Genomic DNA, 19,108 nt, shown 5'->3' with positions numbered 1-19,108 from the left:
TCCACGGGCTCCATCGAATAGGAGCTCCACGATGGCTAAGGCTGAACTCCGTAAGCCCAAACCAAAGTCCAACCCCTTGAAGGCCGCTGACATCACTGTCATCGACTACAAGGACGTAGCATTGCTGCGCAAGTTCATCTCCGACCGCGGAAAGATCCGCGCCCGTCGCGTCACCGGCGTCACGGTGCAGGAACAGCGCAAGATCGCACAGGCAATCAAGAACGCCCGCGAAGTTGCTCTGCTGCCTTACTCCGGCGCTGGCCGCGGCTAAGGAAGGGATTAACTAACATGGCAAAGCTCATTCTGACCCACGAAGTAACCGGTCTCGGTGCTGCTGGCGACGTTGTCGAGGTCAAGGACGGTTACGCACGTAACTACCTGCTGCCCCGCAACTTCGCCCTGACCTGGTCCAAGGGTGGCGAGAAGCAGGTTGAGTCCATCAAGGCCGCCCGCGCCGCCCGCGAGCACGCTTCCCTGGAAGACGCTCAGAAGCAGGCCGCAGCACTGCAGGCCAAGCCGGTCAAGCTCGTTGTCAAGGCTGGCGAGACCGGACGCCTGTTCGGCACCGTCAAGCAGGCCGACGTGGCGGACGCTGTTGAAGCCGCCGGCCTCGGCCGCATCGACAAGCGCAAGGTCGAACTGCCGGCTCACATCAAGTCGACCGGTTCCTACCAGGCCAACGTCCGTCTGCACGACGACGTTTCCGCTGTGATCGAGCTCGACGTAGTTGCAGGCAAGTAGTCTTTTCGACTGACTGAACTGCATGGGAGGCCCCTGCCTCCGGATTCCCTCGGGAGCCCGGACGCGGGGGCCTTCCGCGTTAACTCCGACGGCCGGTGCCGGTGATAGCCTGCGGCAGTGACCCCGATGACTGCAGCCCGTCTTCGCCCCTTCGCCCAGGTGGACGTCTTTTCCGCCGAGGCCTACCGCGGGAATCCGCTGGCCGTTGTCCTCGACGCCGAGGGGCTCGACGCCGCCGTCATGCAGCAGTTCGCCAACTGGACCAACCTCGCGGAAACGACATTCCTGCTGCCGCCCACCGACCCCGGCGCCGACTACCGGGTCAGGATCTTCACCGGCAGCGAGGAGTTCCCCTTCGCCGGCCACCCCACCCTCGGCTCGGCCCACGCCTGGCTTGAGGCCGGCGGCATCCCGGCCCGGGACGGGATTGTGGTCCAGGAATGCGCCGCCGGTCTGGTCCGGGTGAAGCGCGACGGCGGCCGCCTGGCCTTTGCCGCCCCGCCGCTGACCCGCTCCGGACCGGTTGCCGCGCCGGATCTGGCCCGCATCGCAGCCGGCCTGGGCCTGCCGCAGGAGGCGCTTCTGGACGCGTCGTGGCTGGTCAACGGGCCGGAATGGATCGGAGTGCTGCTGGAGTCCGCAGCCCAGGTGCTCGCCATCCGGCCCGACTATGCGGCCCTGGCCGGACTGAAGGTGGGCGTGATCGGCCCCCACCCGGCCGGTTCCGACGTAGGTTTCGAGGTGCGCACGTTCATCCCCGGGGACGCCGCCGCGGAAGACCCCGTCACCGGGAGCTTCAACGCCGGGGCTGCCCAGTGGCTGATCGGCACCGGCCGCGCCCCCGGGTCCTACCTCGCGGCCCAGGGCACGGCCCTGGGGCGGGCCGGCCGGGTCCACATCGAGGCGTTGGACGGGGACATCTGGGTCGGCGGGCACTCGGTGAGCTGCATCGAGGGATTTGTCCTGCTCTGAGTGGCCCGGCCGCCGCCGAATCCGGCGCGGCGGGGAATAAAGACGGGCGGCCGCTGCTTCTACAGGTAGATGCAAATGCATACAGTTACCCGAACCGTGGAACAGCTACAGGAGCACACCGTGGAAAGCCGCCGCATTACCGTTCTCTCCGCCGGACTCGGCGTCCCGTCGTCGAGCCGCCTGCTCGCGGACCAGCTGGCGGCATCCGCCGAACGCCAGCTCGCCGCGGCCGGCTACGCCGTGAGCGTCGACGTCGTCGAGCTGCGCGATCTGGCCGTTGAGATCGCCAACAACTTCGTCACCGGCTACGCCGCCCCGCGGTTGGCCGAGGTTATCGCCGGGGTCGAGGCCTCGGACGGCATCATCGCCGTCAGCCCGGTCTTCAGTGCGTCCTACAGCGGCTTGTTCAAGTCATTCATCGACGTGCTGGACCCCAAGTCGCTGGACGGCAAGGCGGTCCTGCTCGGCGCCACGGGCGGGACCGACCGGCACCAGATGGTGCTTGACTATGCGATGCGGCCGCTCTTTAGCTACCTCCGCACCCGGACCGCGGCAACCGGCGTCTTTGCTGGCCCGCAGGACTGGGGAACCACCGGCGACGGCGGCTCGCCGCTCTCGTCCCGAATTGAACGGGCGGCGGAGGAGTTCGCCCGGCTGCTCGACGGCGCACAGCCGCGGCCGCAGCAGGCCGCGCTGGAGTCACTGCCGTTCGAGCAGCTGCTGGCCGGAATCTCCGGAGGCAACTAGCCCGGGCCGGCGGGGTATCCGGGGCCGGCTCCGCAGCGGCTGAACTATTCCGGCCCCTGGTTCGTTGTTCGGGACATGAAATGTCCTGTGGATTCCGTAGACCTGGTAATGAGCGAACGAAGCGGCGTGGAGATTGACTATTGCCCGCAGTGCCGCGGCGTGTGGCTGGACCGCGGCGAGCTTGACAAGATCATCGACCGAGCCGCGGACGGCTTCGGCGGCGCCGCCCCGGCGGCCCCCGCGGCGTCCGGCGCCGCCGCCGCGCCGACCGCGCCGGGACACATCCCGCCGCCGCTCTACAATCCGGACCCGCGGCGTGATGACCGCCGTCCGGACGACCGGCGCTTCGATGACCGCCGCTACGACGAGCGCCGCGACCGGCCGCGCTACGACCAGCCCCGCTACGACGACCGCCGGCGGCCCAAGAAGAAGGAAGGCTGGCTGGGGGAGCTGTTCGACTTCTAGGGCAGCCGGTTCCGGACTCCGGGCGTCAGTCCTCGAGCAGGGCGATGAACTCCTGCGCCTGCTTCAGGGAGATGTCCGAGTGCCTTGTCAGCGCGGCCGCGGCCGCCTCGGTGTCGCCACTTCTGGCCAGGGTGCGGATCCGGCCGTAAATTTCGTCGTTGAGCATATTGCTGCTGACCTCGCGCGTGACCTCGCCCTTGCTGGCGATCGCCCGGTAGCGGTACGGAAAGCGCTGCGGGGTGTCGTCATCGTCGTCGTGGGCGGGCTGCTCGGGCGCCGGTTTGGGCCGGTAGGGCTGCGGGTGGGCCGCCAGGGCCCCCACCGCGTCCCGGGAGGCGCGGAGGCCCTCCCCGGTGGCTTCCAGGTACAGCTTGATGGCGGCCATCGCCTGGCCCTGCGCGATCAGGGCGTAGAGACGGCGGTGCTGCTCCTGGTCCAGCTTCGCAGCCGCGGCACGCGCCAGCTCCGCGGAACTGCGGGCGGGCTGCGCGGGCTCCTCCTGCGGGCTCCGCGGCCGGCGCCGCCCCAGGGCGCGCGCGGCCAGGACGACGACGACACCAACGAGCACGAGGATCAGGACGGGGACTAGCAGGGCTTCCATGGACTACAGCCGATCTACGTAATTCTTGGCGGTCAAAAGGTCTGTTCGGGTGGCTTGGCGCAGCAGTCTGACGGCCTGGATCTTATGGCCGGAACGGGCCAGGGCCTGGAGCTGCAGCGTGAACCCGGGGCTCAACTGGCCGCCGGGAAGCACCGCGGCCGGATAGCCTGGCTGGCCGCTAAAGGAGCCATCCCCGCGGCGCCCGGCCTGCCGGGCATGCTCCGCCTGCTGCGACTGCTGCTGCTCGTTCTGGCTCGGGCGGGTCGCGGCGTCCACGCGGGCGCGGGCGGCCGTTGCGGCCTTCACCTGGGCCTCGTAGTGCGCCCGGGAGCGCAGGGCCAGATCCATCTGGTAACGCTCCGCGTCGGAGATGCCAAAATTGCGGGGTTTCAGGGCCGCAGAGACTGCCCACAGCACTCCCGCGAGGATGAGGGCAGGCAGTATGACTATCAGTACATCGCCCATGGCCAAAGCTTATGCCAGATAGGCAGTTATCCACACCATATTCTGGGCCCTGCATACAAGCCACGGCCGGGGCGGTCAATTTCGCGGCACTCCGGTGATGCACATCACAAAATTCGCATATTTGGCCCGGGCTGTGCCCCGGCAACCCGGGCGCTATCCCCAGTCGCCGGATGCAAGCTGTGGATGAAGCTTGCCTAAAAAAGTTTTCCGTCCACAGGTAAATATCAATGTTTCCGCACGTCAGAGCGGGATTCCACGCAGAAGAATTTTACTATCCACAGGCGTTCCCACAGGCTGTGCACAAGCAGGGGGAACTAGTCCACAAGTTATCCACAGGACCGTCGGCTAGCCGGGTTGGTGCCTGCCGAATCGGGGGATAACGTAGCGGGAGACCAGGTTGACGGCACCAAATCCACGCCATCGACCACGGTGCCGCGAGGCGGGTTCCAGGGTCGTCCGCGGCCGGGTAAGCGACCCGGCGCCGCGGTGCACAGGGCCGGAGACGCAACCCCGACGGGCGGACGGAAACGGCTGCTGGGGACGCGCCGCTTTCGGGCAGCCGGAAAACTGTCGGAGCCGGGTGATAGGAACTAACCGTGGCTGCCTGCCCGCCTACGGGACGGTACTGGGAGAGGCGGGGCACACCCGCACGCGGGGCAACACAACACATGGCTTAAGCGCCGGCGGCGACTGTTGCGCCGGCACACTATGAAGGACGGCAGTTTTGTCAGTTACGCATCTGGACTCGATCGAGGGCACCCGGGGATCCGAAGGCAGCCGCAAACCGCCGCAGGACATTCCTGCCGAGCAGTCCGTGCTGGGCGGCATGATGCTGTCCAAGGATGCCATTGCCGACGTCGTGGAGATTCTCCGCGGCCAGGACTTCTACCGCCCGGCGCACGAGACCATCTATGAAGCCATCATTGACCTCTACGGGCGGGGCGAGCCCGCCGACGCCGTCACCGTCTCGGACGAGCTGACCAAGCGCGGCGAAATTAACCGGATCGGCGGCCCGGCCTACCTTCACGAGCTGATCCAGACCGTACCCACCGCCGCAAACGCCGGCTACTACGCCGAAATCGTGGCCGAACGGGCCGTCCTGCGCCGGCTGGTCAACGCCGGAACCAAGATCGTCCAGCTCGGCTACGGGCAGGACGGCGAGGTGGAGGACCTGGTCAACCAGGCGCAGGCCGAGGTTTACGCCGTGGCCGAGCGCCGCACCGCCGAGGACTACGTCGTCCTCAAGGACGTGATGGAATCCACCGTGGACGAGATCGAGGCGTCCGGGCACCGCGGCGAGGGCATGGTGGGCGTTCCCACCGGATTCTACGAACTCGACGAACTGACCCACGGGCTGCACCCCGGCCAGATGATCGTCATCGCGGCCCGCCCCGCCGTCGGCAAGTCCACCTTTGCGCTGGACTTCGCCCGGTCGGCCGCGATCAAGAACAACCTCGCCACGGTCATGTTCTCGCTGGAAATGGGCCGCAACGAGATAGCGATGCGCCTGCTGTCAGCGGAGGCCACCATCGGACTGCAGGATCTTCGCAAGGGCACCATCAAGGACGAGCAGTGGTCCAAAATCGCCACCACCATGGGCCGGATGAACGATGCCCCGCTGTTCATCGATGACAGCCCGAATATGTCGCTGATGGAAATCCGTGCCAAGTGCCGGCGGCTGAAGCAACAGCACGACCTCAAACTGGTCATCCTCGACTACCTTCAGCTCATGAGCTCGGGCAAGAAGGTCGAATCGCGGCAGCAGGAGGTCTCCGAATTCTCCCGCGCGCTGAAGCTGCTGGCCAAGGAACTCCAGGTCCCGGTGATTGCGCTCTCGCAGCTGAACCGTGGCTCCGAGCAGCGCCAGGACAAGCGCCCCATGGTCTCGGACCTCCGCGAGTCCGGCTCCATCGAGCAGGACGCCGACATGGTCATCCTGCTGCACCGCGAGGACGTCTATGACAAGGAGTCCCCGCGTGCCGGCGAGGCGGACATCCTCATCGCGAAGCACCGTAACGGCCCCACCAAGGACATTGTGGTCGCGTTCCAAGGCCACTACTCCCGCTTCGCCAACATGGCCGGCGATGCGGGCGGCGGCGGCTTCTAGCGTGCCCCCGGCTCCTAGAGCAGGTGGTTGGGCAACCGGTTTCCTGGTGCCCGGCCCCGGATTTCGAGCAGCTCACGGGCATGGGCGTGCAGCCGCTTGTCCTCCTCGGACACCGGGACCCACTCCGGGACCGGAACCGAGGTGCCACTTTCGTCGCGGGCCACCATGACGGTCAGGCAATACGTGGTGAGGTTCAGTTCGTGGCCCTTGGGGTCGCCGGAGCGGACGTGAACGGCAATGTGCATGCCTTTCGTCCCCGTATAGACCAGCCTGGCCTCCACCTCCACCAGGTGGCCGATCAGCAACGGCCGGTAGAACCGCACGCCGCCGGAGAAGACCGCCACCGTGTCCATTCCGCAGTAGCGCGAAGCGCAGACGTAGGCGGCCTCGTCGATCCACTTCATGACGATTCCGCCGTGCACCTTGCCGCCCCAGTTCACGTCCGTGGGGGCGGCCATGAAACGCAGCGTGACGCGCTCGGCGGTCCCGGCGTCGGTGTATTCCTGGCCGCTCATGGCCTGGACGATGTCTTCGCGGACCTTGATCCGCGCCAGCGCGTGCTCGCGCTGCTCGATTTCCTCCGGCGTTGCCGGGACCCACTGCGGCACCGGAATCGGTTTTCCGTCCTCGCCGACCGCCACGAAAATCACCATGCACTGGCTACGCATGGTGGCCGGGCCTCCCTTCGGATCGCCGGAGGACACCACGGTGCGGATGTGCATCGAGGACGTGCCGGTGTAAACAATGGTGGCCGTGACTTCCACCATGTCGCCGCTGTTGACCGGATCCGCGAAGTGGATGTTCCCCACATAGGCGGTCACACAATACGACTTCGCCCAGCCCACGGCGGCGGCATAGGCCGCCTTGTCCACCCATTCCAGCACCGTTCCGGCGTCCACCGAGCCGCTGTGGCCGACGTCCATGGGGGCGGCCAGGAAACGCAGGGTGACGGCATTGGCGGAAGTCTCAGTCATGGATGTGAGTGTACTGAGCGGCTGCCGCAGCGTCGCGGGCGGCCGACACATTCCCCGCAGCCGCCGCCACAGAGAAGCCAAGGGGCGGCCACCCGAAGACGGCCACCCGAAGGTGACCGCCCGGCGTCGCGCGCTGCTGGAAGCCGACGAAGTGGTTGAGAAGTCAACCAATGCGAAGCCGCGCGTCGGACTGCCGCTAGGGTGGTGCCGTGCCAGCCTCCGCCCCGACCCCCGCAGCACCCCCGTCTCCGGCACACCGGCGTCGGGAAATCCTCCGCCTCGCGGTGCCCGCTTTCGGTGCGTTGATCGCGGAGCCGCTCTTCCTGCTGGCGGACTCCGCGATTGTGGGGCATCTCGGGGTGGCCCAGCTCGCCGGCGTCGGACTGGCCTCGGCGGTGCTGCACACCGCGGTGGGCCTGATGGTGTTCCTGGCCTACTCCACAACCCCCGCCGTGGCACGCGCGATCGGTAACGGCCAGCTGCCCAGGGCGCTGGCGGCCGGCCGCGACGGTGTCTGGCTCGCGCTGCTGCTGGGCGTTGTCCTGGCGGTGGCCGGATTCCTGGCCGCCGAGCCGCTGCTGGGCCTGATGGGCGCCCGCGGCGAGGTGCGTGACTTCGCCGTGGAATACCTGCGCTGGTCCATGCCCGGTCTGGTGGCCATGCTGCTGATCTTCGCCGGCACCGGGGTGCTCCGGGGGCTGCAGGACACCCGGACCCCGCTGGCCGTGGCCGCCGCCGGATTCACCGTCAATATCGTGCTCAACCTCTTCCTCGTCTACGGACTGCGGCTCTCCGTCACGGGATCCGCCCTGGGCACCAGCATCGCCCAGTGGGCCATGGCACTGGTCTACGTGGTGATGGTGCAGCGCAATGCGCGCAACCAGGGGGTGTCGCTGCTCCCGGACTGGCGCGGTATCCGGTCCCTGGCCGGGGTCGGTTCGTGGCTGATGCTGCGCACGCTCAGCCTGCGCATCGCGATCCTCGCCACGGTGCTGGTGGCCACCGCCCAGGGCCCGGTCAACCTGGCCGCCCACCAGCTGGCGATGACCGTCTTCACCTTCCTGGCCTTCGCCCTCGACGCCCTCGCGATCGCCGCCCAGGCCCTGATCGGCAAGGAACTTGGCGCCTCGAACCCGGCGGCGGCGCGGGGGCTCACCGGGACCATGATCCGCTGGGGCCTCGGCTTCGGAGTGCTGACCGGGATCCTGCTCGCCGCCGTCGCGCCGTGGGCCGGACTGCTGTTCACCTCCGACGCCGGGGTCCGGTCCGCGCTCACGCTCGCCCTGTGGATGCTGGCCGCCGGGCAGCCGATCGCGGGCTACGTCTTCGTTCTCGACGGGGTGCTGATCGGCGCCGGCGACGCGCGCTACCTCGCGATTGCCGGCGTCGTCAATCTCGCCGCCTACCTTCCGCTGCTGCTGGTGGTAGGGCTGGCCGGGGCCGACGGCGGCGCGGCGCTGCTCTGGCTCTGGGCGGCCTTTTCGCTGGGCTACATGAGCGCGCGGGCCATCACGCTGGGCCTGCGGGCCCGCACGGACCAGTGGATGCTGCTCGGCGACCGCTGACGCCGCCCGGAACCGGCACGCACTAAACTGGGCGGGTGACTCACCCCGCGGACCCCCACGCCCCTACTGCCCTGCCCGCCGCCACGGACCTCTGGAAGCCGGTGCTGCTGCGCGCCGTCATCGCGCTGGCGTTCGGCGCCCTGACGGTCTTCTGGGCGGCGCCGCCCGTCGCCGGTATGGGCTGGGCCGGCGGAAGCTACCTGCTGGCCACCGGCCTGGTGCTGATCTGGAGCGTCAAAAAGACCGGCCTGCGGCACGGGGACCGGACCGCCAAGACCCTCTCGGCCGCGGGGGCAGTCCTGGTGGGAACCGGCGCGGCCCTCGGCCTGCTCGCCGGCAATCTGGTGTTTGGGATCATCGGAGCCCTCGGCCTGGGCCTCGCCGGCGCCGCGGAGCTCTACCTGGGCCTGGCCACCCGGCGCCGCTCCGTCCTGGCGCGGGACTGGATCGCCTCCGGCGTGATCGGCCTCGGTACCGCGGCGGCGCTGCCGTTCTTCATAGACCTCGGCCCGCATGCGCTGCTCGGCGTCGCGGGCGGCGGCGCGATCCTCGGCGGTGTGCTCTGGGCCCTGGCCGGGCTGACCCTGCGGCACGATGCGCGGGACGTTTCCGCCGAGGCCGTAAACTAGTAGCGACAGGTTCTACCCGGCGTAGAACAACCGCGGTATCACGACTGCCACGCCTGCCCGGCGCTGGCGGCAGGAGGAAAGCACCTTGGCAGAGCAGAAATCAGGAGAACGCCGCAGCCTGCGGACCTCGGTCAAGGGACCGCTCATGTTCTCCGCGTTCTGGGCAGTGCTGGCCTTCGTCGCCGTCCTGATCTTCGCGTCCGGCGGCAGCGCCAAAACGCCCCGCTTCGACCTGGCCTTTACCGGCGCAGGCATCGCCTTCATCGTCACGCTGGTCATCGCGGCCATGCTCTCGATGAGCTACAAGGACAACGCCGAGCACCTTGGCAAAGGCTCCGGCATCAACCTGAGTTCCAAGTCGCCGTCGTCCCATGGCGGCCACGCCGCGCCGCCGGCCCCCGGCTCCGAGTCCCGCGGCGAGGGCCGCGAAGAGCGCGGCGACGTCCTCTAGTCCGCCCGCTAGGACGCCGCTTTCCGGGCCCGGTACGCCGCCACGTGCGCCCGGTTGGCGCAGTTTCCCGTGTCACAGTAGCGCTTGGACCGGTTCCGGCTGAGGTCCAGCACGACGGCGTCGCAGTCGTCCGCGGCGCAGACCAGCATCCGGTCCATTTCCTTGCTGCGGATGACGTCCACCAGGGCCATGGCGGCCTCGGTGCTCATCCGGTCGGCCAGCGGCGCCTCGGGTGTGGTGGCGTGCAGGTGCCAGTCCCAGCCGTCATGTTTGGTCAGCTGCGGGAGGGCCTTCGCCTCGCGCAGCAGGCGGTTGACCGTGTCCACCGCGGCGGCCTCGTCGGCCAGCCACAGGGCCGCGAGCTCGGCACGCAGCCGGTGCACGCTGGCCAGTTCGTCGGCATCCCGCCGCCGGGAGCCGCTGAAGCCCTCGGTCTCGAGGAAGCGGTCCAGCTCAGCGATAGTCGATAGCTGCTCCGCCCCGTTGGCCGCCGTGTTGATCAGGCCGACCACCGAGCGCAGCGCAACTTCCGTGTCAGGGGCAAATACCATCTTGACTCCTTACGTTCGCCGGGCGTACTGTCATGACCATAACCCAACTTTACTCCTGACAGGAGGCAGCCCGTGTCTGCCGCACGCCACCCCGCCGGGGCCCCGGCCCAGAACCGCACCCCGGTCCGCGGTGCCGGGACGCCGGACGCCTCGGGCTTCCTGGCCTCCGGGCTGGGCATGGCCTTGTTTTCCTCGGCCGTGTTCGGACTCTCCGGCTCCTTCGCCAAGGCGCTGCTGGAAACGGGCTGGACGCCGGGCGCCGCGGTTACCGCCCGGCTCACCGGAGCCGCGCTGGTGCTGGCCGTCCCGGCCCTGCTCGCCCTGCGCGGCCGCTGGCATCAGCTCCGCGACAACTGGCTCACCGTCCTGCTGTTCGGGCTGGTCGGTGTGGCCGCCTGCCAGCTGTTCTACTTCAATGCCGTTGCCCGGCTTTCGGTCGGCGTCGCGCTGCTGCTCGAGTATCTCGCCCCGGTCATCATTGTGCTGTGGCTCTGGACGGCGAGCCGGACAAGGCCGCGGCCCCTGACGATCGCCGGCACCCTGCTCTCCCTGGCGGGCCTGGTCCTGGTGCTGGACCTCACCGGAGCCGTGAAGATCGACCTGGTCGGCGTGCTGTGGGGCATCGCGGCGGCCGTCTGCTTGGCCATCTATTTCTTCATTACCGCCAAAGAGAATGACACGCTGCCGCCGATCGTGCTGGCCTCCGGCGGGCTGATGGTCGGCGCACTCGTTATGTGGCTGGCTGCCGCCACCGGGCTGCTGCCGATGGCCGCGAGTACGGCGGACACCAGGCTGGGCCCCTGGATCACGCCGTGGTGGGTGGCGCTGGGCGGGCTGGTGATCCTCGCGACCGTGCTCGCTTACGTCTCCGGCGTGGTGGCCGCGCGGGCGCTGGGCTCCAAGGTGGCCTCCTTTGTTTCGCTGACTGAGGTGCTGTTCGCCGTCATCTGGGCCTGGCTGCTCCTGGGTGAGCTTCCCGGCCCGGTGCAGCTGCTGGGCGGACTGCTGATCGTCGGCGGGGTGGTGCTGGTCCGGCTCGACGAACTGCGCCGCGCGGCGCCGCTGCCCGCCGAACTCGACCACGCCAACGACGTCGAGCCCGTCCCCTAGGCGGCTGGCCTGCCCGGTCGCCCGGGACTTAAACGGGAGGGCCCGGACGCGGGTGCGTCCGGGCCCTCCGTGACCAAGTTCGGCCTTAGTTGGAGGAAGCGCTTTCCTGGTCGGCGGCATTGCGGCTGGCCTGCTGGCTGGCCTGCTGCAGGGCCTGGGCCGCCCGGGTGAGGTTGGCCGAGTGCTCGCCGTTCCACTCGTTCCGGAACTTCGTCGCGTCCGGTCCCATCCAATCTGTCGACCCCAGCGCCTTGGTCAGGAGCGACCTCTGGTTGTCGATCTCCTGCGAACCCGCCAGCAGCTTGGACCCCAGCGCCTTGAGCTGAGTAACATCCGCACCCCACATAGCCATTGAAAAAACTCCTTAGTTCATCGGACCCGAACACTCTCGGCATCCCCAGCGGCCCCCGGCTGTTCCGGAAGATCCAATGCCTCGAACCTACCCTGCCCCGCAAAAATCTGTCGATGGGCAGCACTCCCCATCGGGCTACTTGCCGAAGCTGCGCAGCCGCAGCGAGTTGGCCACCACCAGCACGGAGCTGGCCGCCATTGCCGCGCCGGCGATCATCGGATTCAGCAGCCCCAGCGCGGCCACCGGAATGCCGACCGCGTTGTAGAAGAACGCCCAGAAGAGGTTGGTCTTGATCGTGGCCAGGGTCCGGCGGGACAGCTCGATTGCCTGGGCGACCTGTCCCAGCTCGTTGCCCATCACGGTCAGGTCCGCGGCCTCGATGGCGACGTCGGTGCCGGAGCCCATCGCGATGCCCAGGTCCGCCTGGGCGAGGGCCGCGGCGTCGTTCACGCCGTCGCCGGCCATGGCCACGGTGGCCCCGGCGGCCTGCAGCGTCCGCACGGCCTCCACCTTGCCCTCCGGCAGGACACCGGCGAAGACGTCCTCCGGCGGAATGCCGACGGCGGCGGCCACCTGGCCTGCCACCGCGGCGTTGTCGCCGGTCAGCAGGATGGGCCGCAGCCCCAGTTCGCGCAACCGCGCGATGGCGGGCGCGGAGCCGGGCTTCAGGGTGTCGCGCAGGCTGACGATGCCGGCCGGTTCCCCATCCACGGCCACCCAGATGGCGGTCGCTCCGGCGGCCTCGGCCGCTGCAAGAGCTTCCTGCTGCGGGCCGGAGACCGTGACGCCGTTCTCCTGCAGCCAGCCGGAGCGTCCCACCGTGACGACGCGCCCTTCCACGGTGCCACGGACGCCGCCGCCGGGGGCGGAGTGGAAGCCGATGACGTCGGGCAGCCGGGCGGCGTCGCCGGTTTTCCGCTCCGCGGTCAGCGCCGCTGCCGCGATGGCCCGGGCGATGGGGTGCTCGGACGCGGCCTCCGCCGCTCCGGCGAGCCGCAGCACCTCGCTGTCCCCGAACGGGGCGAACGCGCGGGTGCCTGTGACGGCAAGGTGTCCGGTGGTGACGGTGCCGGTCTTGTCCAGCAGGATCGTGTCCACGGTGCGGGTGTCCTCCAGCACCTGCGGGCCCTTGATCAGGATGCCCAGCTGGGCGCCGCGGCCGGTGCCGGTCAGCAGCCCCACCGGGGTGGCGAGGCCCAGGGCGCAGGGGCAGGCGATGACCAGCACCGCGACGGCGGCGGTGAAGGCAGCGCGGAGCTCGGCGTCGCTGATTTCGGGGCCGGCCGAGAGCAGCCACGCGCCGAAGGTGAGCGCGGCGATGGCAAGGACCACCGGGACGAAGACGGCGCTGATGCGGTCTGCGAGCCGGGCGATCGGGGCCTTCGCCGACTGTGCCTGGGAGACCAGCCGGCCCATCTGGGCCAGGGTGGTGTCGGCGCCGACCCGCGTGGCGCGGACCAGGATCCGCCCGGAGGTGTTGATGGTCGCGCCGGTGACCGGGCTGTCCGGACCAACTTCGACCGGTACCGATTCGCCGGTCACGAGGGAGGCGTCGACAGCGGAGGTCCCTTCGGTGACCACACCGTCGGTGGCGATCTTCTCGCCGGGGCGGACGACGACGACGTCCCCGACCTGGAGCCGGTCCGCGGGAATCTTCACTTCCGTGCCGTCGCGCAGCACGGTGGCATCCTTGGCGCCCAGGTCCAGCAGGGCCTTGAGCGCGTCGCCGGCCTTGCGCTTGGCGTTGGCCTCCAGGTAGCGGCCGAGCAGCAGGAAGGTGGTGACGACGGCGGCGACCTCGAAGTACAGGCCGGCGGAGCCCATCCCCTCCATGCCCGGATGTTCGGTGAGGCGGGGATCGGCCAGGAGCTGCCAGGCGGAGAAGACGTAGGCGGCCGTCACACCGATCGACACCAGCGTGTCCATGGTGGATGACAGATGCCGGGCATTGACCGCCGCGGCCCGGTGGAACGGCCACGCCGCCCAGGTGACCACGGGCAAGGCGAGGGCGCCGGCAACCCAGCCCCAGTTCGGAAACTGGACTGCCGGGACCATGGAGAGCACAAAGACCGGCACGGTGAGGGCGGCCGCGGCGATCAGCCTGGGCCGCAGCTTCGCCGCCGTGCCAAGTGCGGGGTCCTCGGCCGCGGCGGCCGGCGCCTGCGGAGTCCTGACGGTGGCCTTGTAGCCGGCGGCGTTCACGGTGGCGGCGATTTGTTCGTCCGTGATGTTGGCCGGGACGGTGACCCGGGCGGACTCCAGCGGGAGGTTGACCGAAGCCTGCACGCCGTCGAGCTTGCCGAGCTTGCGTTCGACCCGGCCGACGCAGGAGGCGCACGTCATGCCCTCGATGTCGAGCTCAATCACCCGGCTCCCGGGCTGGTCCAGCAGTTTCGCGTTGCTCACGGTATGTTCCTCTCGTCCTGCTTGGTGAAGTCCTGCCCGGTGAAGTCCTGCCCGGCTCCGGCCGGGGTACCGCCGAATCCCGCGGCGGGGTTCAGGCCTCGTTCGCGACCACCAGGTAGCCCGCTTCGGCGACTGCCTCGCCGATTTCGGCAGGGGAGAGCTCCTTGTTCGAGGTGATCGTGACGGTGGAGATCCCGCCGGCGTTGAGGTCGACGTCGACGCTTTCGACGCCTGCCAGCGACTCAAGTTCTTCCGAGACGGAGGACACGCAGTGCCCGCAGGTCATGCCGGATACCTCGACGGTGGTGGAAACGGTGCTCATGGCTTGCTCCTTGGTGGGGGACTGGTCATGGTTGATCAGTCCTATTGTGTGGTGGGTGGTGGTGCCGCTACCGCAGCAGGCGCCCGATGGCATCGGTGGCCTCCTTGACTTTGAAGTCGATGGCTTCGGCCCGGAGGTCCGGATCCGGCTCCGCGGCTGCCCCGACGACGCAGTGCCCGATGTGTTCCTCCACCAGCCCGAGGCTGACGGCATGCAGGGCCTTGGTGACGGCGGCAACCTGGGTCAGGATGTCGATGCAGTACTTGTCTTCATCGACCATCCGGGCGATCCCGCGGACCTGGCCCTCGATCCTTTTGAGCCGCTTGAGGTAAGCGTCCTTGTTCGCGGAGTAGCCGTGCTGCTGGGCCGGTGCGCCGTCCAGCGTGCCGGCAGGGGAGGCTTCGGACTCGTTCATGCCACCCAACATATACCCCCTAGGGGTATATGGCAAGTACCCTCCGGGGGTACCGCGGTGTTATGGGAACGGTCCGGAAATTAAAGAGCTCCGGAGTGCGTTATTGGGGGATACGCACTCCGGAGCAGCTATGGGGTAGGGGGTTTCCCGCCTACGGATACAACCTTACGGGGCGGTAGGGACGATGCGCCAGCACCTCGAATAACTACTTTCGCTTTATTTTCCCGGGCCCGTTAGGGGCCGCGGGGTGCCCGGCGGGCGCCGGCGGTCCGTGCCGGGACCATCAGGACCGGACGGTCCTGATGCTGGCTCAGCCAGGCCGCTACCGACCCGTTGAGGGCGGCGCTGAGCCGGTGTCCCAGTCCCGGCTCCGGAGTGCCCACGATGATCATGGCTGCGCCGGCCTCCGCAGCCAGCCGCCCGAGCGCCCGCGCCGGATCCCCGGCCAGCGTCCGCAGGCTCCACGGCACCCCGGCGCCGTCGCAGGCGGCCGCGATGCCGGACCGCAGCGCTTCGGCGGTCGCCTGGATCTCGGCGCTGTCCGCTTCGGGGTGGAGCGAGAGCCGGTGGGCGGAACGTGCCGGATCCCATTCCACGAGGAAGCTGGCCTCGTCCACGTAGGCGCAGAGCAGCGGTGCGGCCAGGCTATTCGCCAGGGCCGCCGCCGTTTCCAGCACCTCGCGCGGCTGGCCCGGCAGGACGCCGACCACCAGGGGTGCGGGGCTCGTGCGCTCGGCAGGCATACTCGATTGTTGGCCCGGCCTTCCTCCCCGGCTAGGGCCTTCCTCCCCGGTCCCTTGCCCGCCTCCCGCCCCGGACCTACCGTGGAAGGACACGGAAAGGCGGGCAGCGGTGGAAATCTTCATGTGGTGGCTGGACCTGGATCTCGCCAGCAAGGAATGGCTGCGTGCGAACCTGCGGGCCGACGAATTGCCCCTGCCGGTGCTGCAGGGCATCGCGGAAGCCGGCGGCCCGCACCCGGACAAGGCGTCGGGCGTGCTGAGCGCCGCCGACTGGGACTTCGTCGAAACCCAGTCCGAATTCGTCGATTGACTGGCGAAAAACCATTGCGGCCTCCGGGCCGCAGTGGTTGCATGTAGGGCATGGCTACCGCAGAGAGTTATGTCCTGGCGATTGGAACCAAAAAAGGCCTGTGGCTGGCAACCAGCCCGGACCGTCGGGAGTGGTCCCTCTCCGGCCCGCACTTCCTGATGAGCGAGATCCCCAGCATCGGCATTGACACCCGTGAAGGCAGGACCCGGATCCTGGTCGGGGTCCGCTCGGAACACTGGGGACCTACCGTCTTCCACTCCGACGACCTCGGCGAAACATGGGACGAGCCCGAAAACGGTGCCATCCGCTTCCCCGAGGACACCGACGCCGCGCTGGAGCGCGTCTGGCAGATCTATCCCGACGCGGAGTCCCGCCCCGGCGTCGTCTGGGCCGGTTGCGAGCCGATTTCGGTCTGGAAATCCACCGACGGCGGCCAGCACTTCGAGCTTAACCGCGGTCTGTGGGACCACCCGCACCGCAGCGAATGGGGCGCCGGGTACGGCGGGGCCGCGGCGCATTCGATCGTCGTCCACCCGGACGGCGAGAAGGTGCACGTCGCCATGAGCACCGGCGGCGTGTACCGCTCGCTCGACGGCGGGACCTCCTGGGAGCCGCGGAACAAGGGGATCTCCGCGTACTTCATGCCCGATCCCAACCCCGAATTCGGCCAGTGTGTCCACAAGATCGCCGCGGACGCGGCCGTGGACGGGCGGCTGTACGCGCAAAACCACCACGGCGTCTACCGCAGCGACGACGACGCCGAGAGCTGGGAGTCGATCGCCGAGGGGCTGCCGGCCGATTTCGGCTTCGTTATGCTGACGCATCCGCGCCGCGCCGGCACGGCCTGGGTCATTCCGCTGAAGGCCGACGGCGAACGGATCCCGCCGGGCGGAAAGCTGGCCGTGCACCGGACCGACGACGCCGGCGCGAGCTGGAAGCGGCTCGACGCCGGGCTGCCGGAGTCCGAATTCAATGCCGTGCTCCGCGACGCCGCCTGCGTCGACGCGGCCGAACCCGCCGGCGTCTATTTCGGCACCCGCGGCGGCAGTGTCTACGCCAGCGCGGACGAGGGCGAACACTTCACCGAGGTGGCCTCCCACCTGCCCGACGTCCTCTGCGTCCGGGCCGCGCAGGTGGCCGGAGCCCGGGTTCCCGGGGCGCAGCCCGCCGCCGCGGCGGCCTCCGCCTGAGGCTGCGCCGTGCCGGAGATCAGCGTGCTGCTCCCCAGCGTCCTGGCGCCGCTGGCCGGCGGGCAGTCCGTCCTGACGGCGCCCGCGGACGCGGCCGTGACCATCGAAGGGCTACTGGATTCCGTGACGGGGAAGTTCCCGGCCCTGTCCAGGAGGTTGCGGGACGAGACCGGTGCCGTCCGCCGCTACGTGAACATCTACGTCAACGGGAATGAGATCCGGCGGCTGCAGGGCCTGGGCACGGAAGTGGCGCCGGGTCAGGAGGTCCTGATCATCCAGTCCGTCGCCGGCGGCTGACCGCGCCTACCGGGTACCGGCCAGCCGCCTGCGGGCAACCGGCCGGCACCCCCGAGCGGGTGCGCGCGGGCCGGTCGTTCAGCGTCCCGAGCACCCGGCGCCAGGCCTTGCTCAAATCGTTGACAATTGTGTCTGCGATCCGTACCGTCGGTCTCGGGCGGTCGTGACTGATCGCGTCGATTCCTAGCAATGGTGCGACAGGAAGGTGCTCCGGTGGCCGCGAGCCTGAGCCTCAAGGACGTGAACCTGCATTTCGGCGGGGTCAAGGTGCTGCAGGACGTGAGCTTCGACGTCGAGCCCGGTGCGATCTTCGGCCTGGTCGGTCCCAACGGGGCCGGCAAGACCTCGCTGTTCAACTGCATCAGCGGCCATTACAAGCCCAGCTCCGGATCAATCACCATCAGCGGCACCGAGGTGTCCGGAAGTGCCCCGTCCCGCCTGGCCCGGCTGGGCCTGGCGCGCACGTTCCAGCACCCCGCCCTGCAGCTGAATGCCACCGTGCTGCAGAATGTGCTCCTCGGCGGGCATATCCGGCTTCCCGGCGGACCGGTGTCCTGGGCGCTCCGGCTGCCGTACACCGCCCGCGCCGAGCGCGGCATCCGTGCCGAGGCGCTCGAACTCCTGACCCGCGCCGGGCTCGGCTGGGCCGCGGACCTGCCGGCCGATGAGCTTTCGCACGGGCTGCACAAGGGGGTGGAGCTGTGGCGGGCCCTGCTCTCCAAACCCGCTTTGCTGCTGCTCGATGAGCCCGCGGCCGGACTCTCGCACGGCGAGGTGGAACAGTTCATCGCGACGGTGAAACGGATCCGCGCCGAGCAGGACATCACCATCATCATCGTTGAGCACCACATGGGACTCATCTCGGCGCTCACCGACCAGGTCGTGGTGCTCGACCACGGACGCAAGCTGATGGCAGGCACCGCGGCAGAGGCGCAGTCCGATCCGCGCGTCATTGAGGCCTACATCGGGAAGGACGCCGCGGATGACGCTGCTTGAACTCACCGACGTGACCGCGTCCTACGGTCCCGTGCAGGTGATCGACGGGGTCTCGCTCAGCGTGCCGGAGGGCGGCTCCGTCGGCATCCTCGGCGCGAACGGCGCCGGCAAGACCACCACGCTGCGCGCGATCAGCGGCACGGTGCGCACCGGCGGCCGGATCACCTTCGACGGACGTGACATCCGGGGCCTGCGCCCCGACCAGGTCGCCGCCCTGGGGATCGCCCACGTCCCGGAGGGCCGCGGGACGCTCGGCCAGCTGAGCGTCCGGGAGAACCTGATGGTCGGCGCGTACCTCCGCAGGGGCCGGCAGGCCATCGCCGCGGACATCGACTACTGCCTGGACCTGTTCCCGCAGCTGCAGGACCGGGTTGGCTCCCGCGCGGCCGCACTCTCCGGCGGTGAGCAGCAGATGCTCGCCGTGGGCCGGGCCTTTATGGCCAAGCCGCGGCTGTTGCTGCTCGACGAAGCGTCGCTGGGCCTGGCGCCCAGCACGGCCAGGACCGTGTACGACGCGATCCGCCGGCTCCGGCGCGAGTCGGGGATCGCCATGCTCGTCGTCGAGCAGAACGCCAACCTGGCCTTCTCGCTGGTCGACACGGCGACCGTGCTCGAAACGGGCCGCAACGTGCTGACCGGGTCCTCCGCCGAACTCAAGGGCATGGACGAGATCCGCCGCGCCTACCTGGGGGGTTGAAC

24 protein-coding genes are annotated in these 19,108 nt (G+C 69.1%); 15 read left to right on the top strand and 9 right to left on the bottom strand.

Annotation, left to right across the window (positions count from 1 at the left end):
- The first annotated feature begins 31 nt into the window (after nucleotides 1-31).
- From rpsR to AC1MED_RS00615, 5 genes are all read left to right on the top strand, one after another.
- Nucleotides 32-271, top strand: a complete 240-nt coding sequence (rpsR, locus tag AC1MED_RS00635) for a 30S ribosomal protein S18 (protein WP_003800144.1) — start codon at nucleotides 32-34, stop codon at nucleotides 269-271.
- Nucleotides 272-288: 17 nt separating this feature from the next.
- The gene (gene rplI / locus AC1MED_RS00630) at nucleotides 289-741 is read left to right on the top strand and encodes a 50S ribosomal protein L9 (RefSeq protein ID WP_175323062.1); all 453 of its coding nucleotides are present in this window, start codon (nucleotides 289-291) and stop codon (nucleotides 739-741) included.
- A gap of 126 nt (nucleotides 742-867) precedes the next feature.
- Nucleotides 868-1,713, top strand: a complete 846-nt coding sequence (locus AC1MED_RS00625) for a PhzF family phenazine biosynthesis protein (protein ID WP_479786729.1) — start codon at nucleotides 868-870, stop codon at nucleotides 1,711-1,713.
- A gap of 120 nt (nucleotides 1,714-1,833) precedes the next feature.
- Nucleotides 1,834-2,460, top strand: a complete 627-nt coding sequence (locus AC1MED_RS00620) for an FMN reductase (protein WP_479786728.1) — start codon at nucleotides 1,834-1,836, stop codon at nucleotides 2,458-2,460.
- 75 nt (nucleotides 2,461-2,535) lie between these two features.
- Complete coding sequence (locus AC1MED_RS00615; RefSeq protein WP_346958778.1) at nucleotides 2,536-2,925, top strand: TFIIB-type zinc ribbon-containing protein; 390 nt, start codon at nucleotides 2,536-2,538, stop codon at nucleotides 2,923-2,925.
- 25 nt (nucleotides 2,926-2,950) lie between these two features.
- Here the strand turns inward: AC1MED_RS00615 and AC1MED_RS00610 are convergent, their stop codons facing one another.
- Nucleotides 2,951-3,526 carry a hypothetical protein gene (locus tag AC1MED_RS00610; RefSeq protein ID WP_346958779.1) on the bottom strand — a complete coding sequence of 192 codons (576 nt, stop codon included), beginning with the start codon at nucleotides 3,524-3,526 and terminating at the stop codon, nucleotides 2,951-2,953.
- A gap of 3 nt (nucleotides 3,527-3,529) precedes the next feature.
- On the bottom strand, nucleotides 3,530-3,991 hold the full coding sequence (locus tag AC1MED_RS00605) for a hypothetical protein (protein ID WP_479784886.1): 462 nt from the start codon (nucleotides 3,989-3,991) through the stop codon (nucleotides 3,530-3,532).
- 724 nt (nucleotides 3,992-4,715) lie between these two features.
- Between AC1MED_RS00605 and dnaB the strand changes: the two genes are divergently transcribed.
- Nucleotides 4,716-6,098 carry a replicative DNA helicase gene (gene dnaB / locus AC1MED_RS00600; RefSeq protein ID WP_346958780.1) on the top strand — a complete coding sequence of 461 codons (1,383 nt, stop codon included), beginning with the start codon at nucleotides 4,716-4,718 and terminating at the stop codon, nucleotides 6,096-6,098.
- A 14-nt stretch (nucleotides 6,099-6,112) separates the two neighbouring features.
- On the opposite strand, the gene AC1MED_RS00595 is transcribed toward dnaB, so the two are convergent.
- Nucleotides 6,113-7,072 carry an acyl-CoA thioesterase gene (locus AC1MED_RS00595; RefSeq protein ID WP_479784884.1) on the bottom strand — a complete coding sequence of 320 codons (960 nt, stop codon included), beginning with the start codon at nucleotides 7,070-7,072 and terminating at the stop codon, nucleotides 6,113-6,115.
- A gap of 284 nt (nucleotides 7,073-7,356) precedes the next feature.
- Between AC1MED_RS00595 and AC1MED_RS00590 the strand changes: the two genes are divergently transcribed.
- The 3 genes from AC1MED_RS00590 to AC1MED_RS00580 all read left to right on the top strand — a co-directional run bounded on the left by AC1MED_RS00590 (nucleotide 7,357) and on the right by AC1MED_RS00580 (nucleotide 9,717).
- Nucleotides 7,357-8,637, top strand: coding sequence for an MATE family efflux transporter (locus AC1MED_RS00590; protein WP_479784882.1), 1,281 nt, complete (start codon nucleotides 7,357-7,359; stop codon nucleotides 8,635-8,637).
- Nucleotides 8,638-8,672: 35 nt separating this feature from the next.
- The gene (locus tag AC1MED_RS00585; protein ID WP_479784880.1) at nucleotides 8,673-9,266 is read left to right on the top strand and encodes a hypothetical protein; all 594 of its coding nucleotides are present in this window, start codon (nucleotides 8,673-8,675) and stop codon (nucleotides 9,264-9,266) included.
- Nucleotides 9,267-9,351: 85 nt separating this feature from the next.
- Nucleotides 9,352-9,717 (top strand): hypothetical protein, encoded by a 366-nt coding sequence (locus tag AC1MED_RS00580; protein ID WP_479784878.1) that lies wholly within the window; start codon nucleotides 9,352-9,354, stop codon nucleotides 9,715-9,717.
- Between the two features lie 8 nt (nucleotides 9,718-9,725).
- Here AC1MED_RS00580 and AC1MED_RS00575 read toward each other — a convergent pair whose 3' ends face one another.
- Nucleotides 9,726-10,268 carry a CGNR zinc finger domain-containing protein gene (locus tag AC1MED_RS00575; RefSeq protein WP_479784876.1) on the bottom strand — a complete coding sequence of 181 codons (543 nt, stop codon included), beginning with the start codon at nucleotides 10,266-10,268 and terminating at the stop codon, nucleotides 9,726-9,728.
- Between the two features lie 177 nt (nucleotides 10,269-10,445).
- Here AC1MED_RS00575 and AC1MED_RS00570 point away from each other — a divergent pair, with 177 nt between their 5' ends.
- Nucleotides 10,446-11,378 carry an EamA family transporter gene (locus AC1MED_RS00570; RefSeq protein WP_479786727.1) on the top strand — a complete coding sequence of 311 codons (933 nt, stop codon included), beginning with the start codon at nucleotides 10,446-10,448 and terminating at the stop codon, nucleotides 11,376-11,378.
- A gap of 85 nt (nucleotides 11,379-11,463) precedes the next feature.
- On the opposite strand, the gene AC1MED_RS00565 is transcribed toward AC1MED_RS00570, so the two are convergent.
- From AC1MED_RS00565 to AC1MED_RS00545, 5 genes are all read right to left on the bottom strand, one after another.
- A complete protein-coding gene (locus AC1MED_RS00565; RefSeq protein WP_346958786.1) occupies nucleotides 11,464-11,730 on the bottom strand; it encodes a hypothetical protein in 267 nt (88 codons plus the stop codon).
- Between the two features lie 135 nt (nucleotides 11,731-11,865).
- Nucleotides 11,866-14,136, bottom strand: a complete 2,271-nt coding sequence (locus AC1MED_RS00560) for a heavy metal translocating P-type ATPase (RefSeq protein WP_479784874.1) — start codon at nucleotides 14,134-14,136, stop codon at nucleotides 11,866-11,868.
- 91 nt (nucleotides 14,137-14,227) lie between these two features.
- The gene (locus AC1MED_RS00555; RefSeq protein ID WP_346958788.1) at nucleotides 14,228-14,458 is read right to left on the bottom strand and encodes a heavy-metal-associated domain-containing protein; all 231 of its coding nucleotides are present in this window, start codon (nucleotides 14,456-14,458) and stop codon (nucleotides 14,228-14,230) included.
- Between the two features lie 67 nt (nucleotides 14,459-14,525).
- Nucleotides 14,526-14,873 carry a metal-sensitive transcriptional regulator gene (locus AC1MED_RS00550; RefSeq protein ID WP_346958789.1) on the bottom strand — a complete coding sequence of 116 codons (348 nt, stop codon included), beginning with the start codon at nucleotides 14,871-14,873 and terminating at the stop codon, nucleotides 14,526-14,528.
- Between the two features lie 233 nt (nucleotides 14,874-15,106).
- Complete coding sequence (locus AC1MED_RS00545) at nucleotides 15,107-15,616, bottom strand: universal stress protein (protein WP_479784872.1); 510 nt, start codon at nucleotides 15,614-15,616, stop codon at nucleotides 15,107-15,109.
- 109 nt (nucleotides 15,617-15,725) lie between these two features.
- On the opposite strand from AC1MED_RS00545, the gene AC1MED_RS00540 reads away from it, so the two are divergent.
- The 5 genes from AC1MED_RS00540 to AC1MED_RS00520 all read left to right on the top strand — a co-directional run bounded on the left by AC1MED_RS00540 (nucleotide 15,726) and on the right by AC1MED_RS00520 (nucleotide 19,106).
- Nucleotides 15,726-15,926, top strand: a complete 201-nt coding sequence (locus AC1MED_RS00540; RefSeq protein WP_346958791.1) for a hypothetical protein — start codon at nucleotides 15,726-15,728, stop codon at nucleotides 15,924-15,926.
- Between the two features lie 50 nt (nucleotides 15,927-15,976).
- On the top strand, nucleotides 15,977-17,116 hold the full coding sequence (locus AC1MED_RS00535) for a WD40/YVTN/BNR-like repeat-containing protein (RefSeq protein WP_479784870.1): 1,140 nt from the start codon (nucleotides 15,977-15,979) through the stop codon (nucleotides 17,114-17,116).
- Nucleotides 17,117-17,125: 9 nt separating this feature from the next.
- Nucleotides 17,126-17,413, top strand: a complete 288-nt coding sequence (locus AC1MED_RS00530) for a MoaD/ThiS family protein (RefSeq protein ID WP_479784868.1) — start codon at nucleotides 17,126-17,128, stop codon at nucleotides 17,411-17,413.
- Between the two features lie 189 nt (nucleotides 17,414-17,602).
- Nucleotides 17,603-18,409, top strand: a complete 807-nt coding sequence (locus AC1MED_RS00525) for an ABC transporter ATP-binding protein (protein WP_479784866.1) — start codon at nucleotides 17,603-17,605, stop codon at nucleotides 18,407-18,409.
- Nucleotides 18,396-19,106: an ABC transporter ATP-binding protein gene (locus AC1MED_RS00520; RefSeq protein ID WP_346958795.1), complete on the top strand. Its 711-nt coding sequence runs from the start codon at nucleotides 18,396-18,398 to the stop codon at nucleotides 19,104-19,106. Before AC1MED_RS00525 ends, AC1MED_RS00520 begins: the two co-directional genes overlap by 14 nt.
- The last annotated feature ends 2 nt before the right edge of the window (nucleotides 19,107-19,108 follow it).

Source organism: Arthrobacter sp. BI5, from assembly GCF_056680065.1.
Note: the sequence above shows the minus strand (reverse complement) of the source record. Positions and strands in the feature narration are given on the sequence as shown.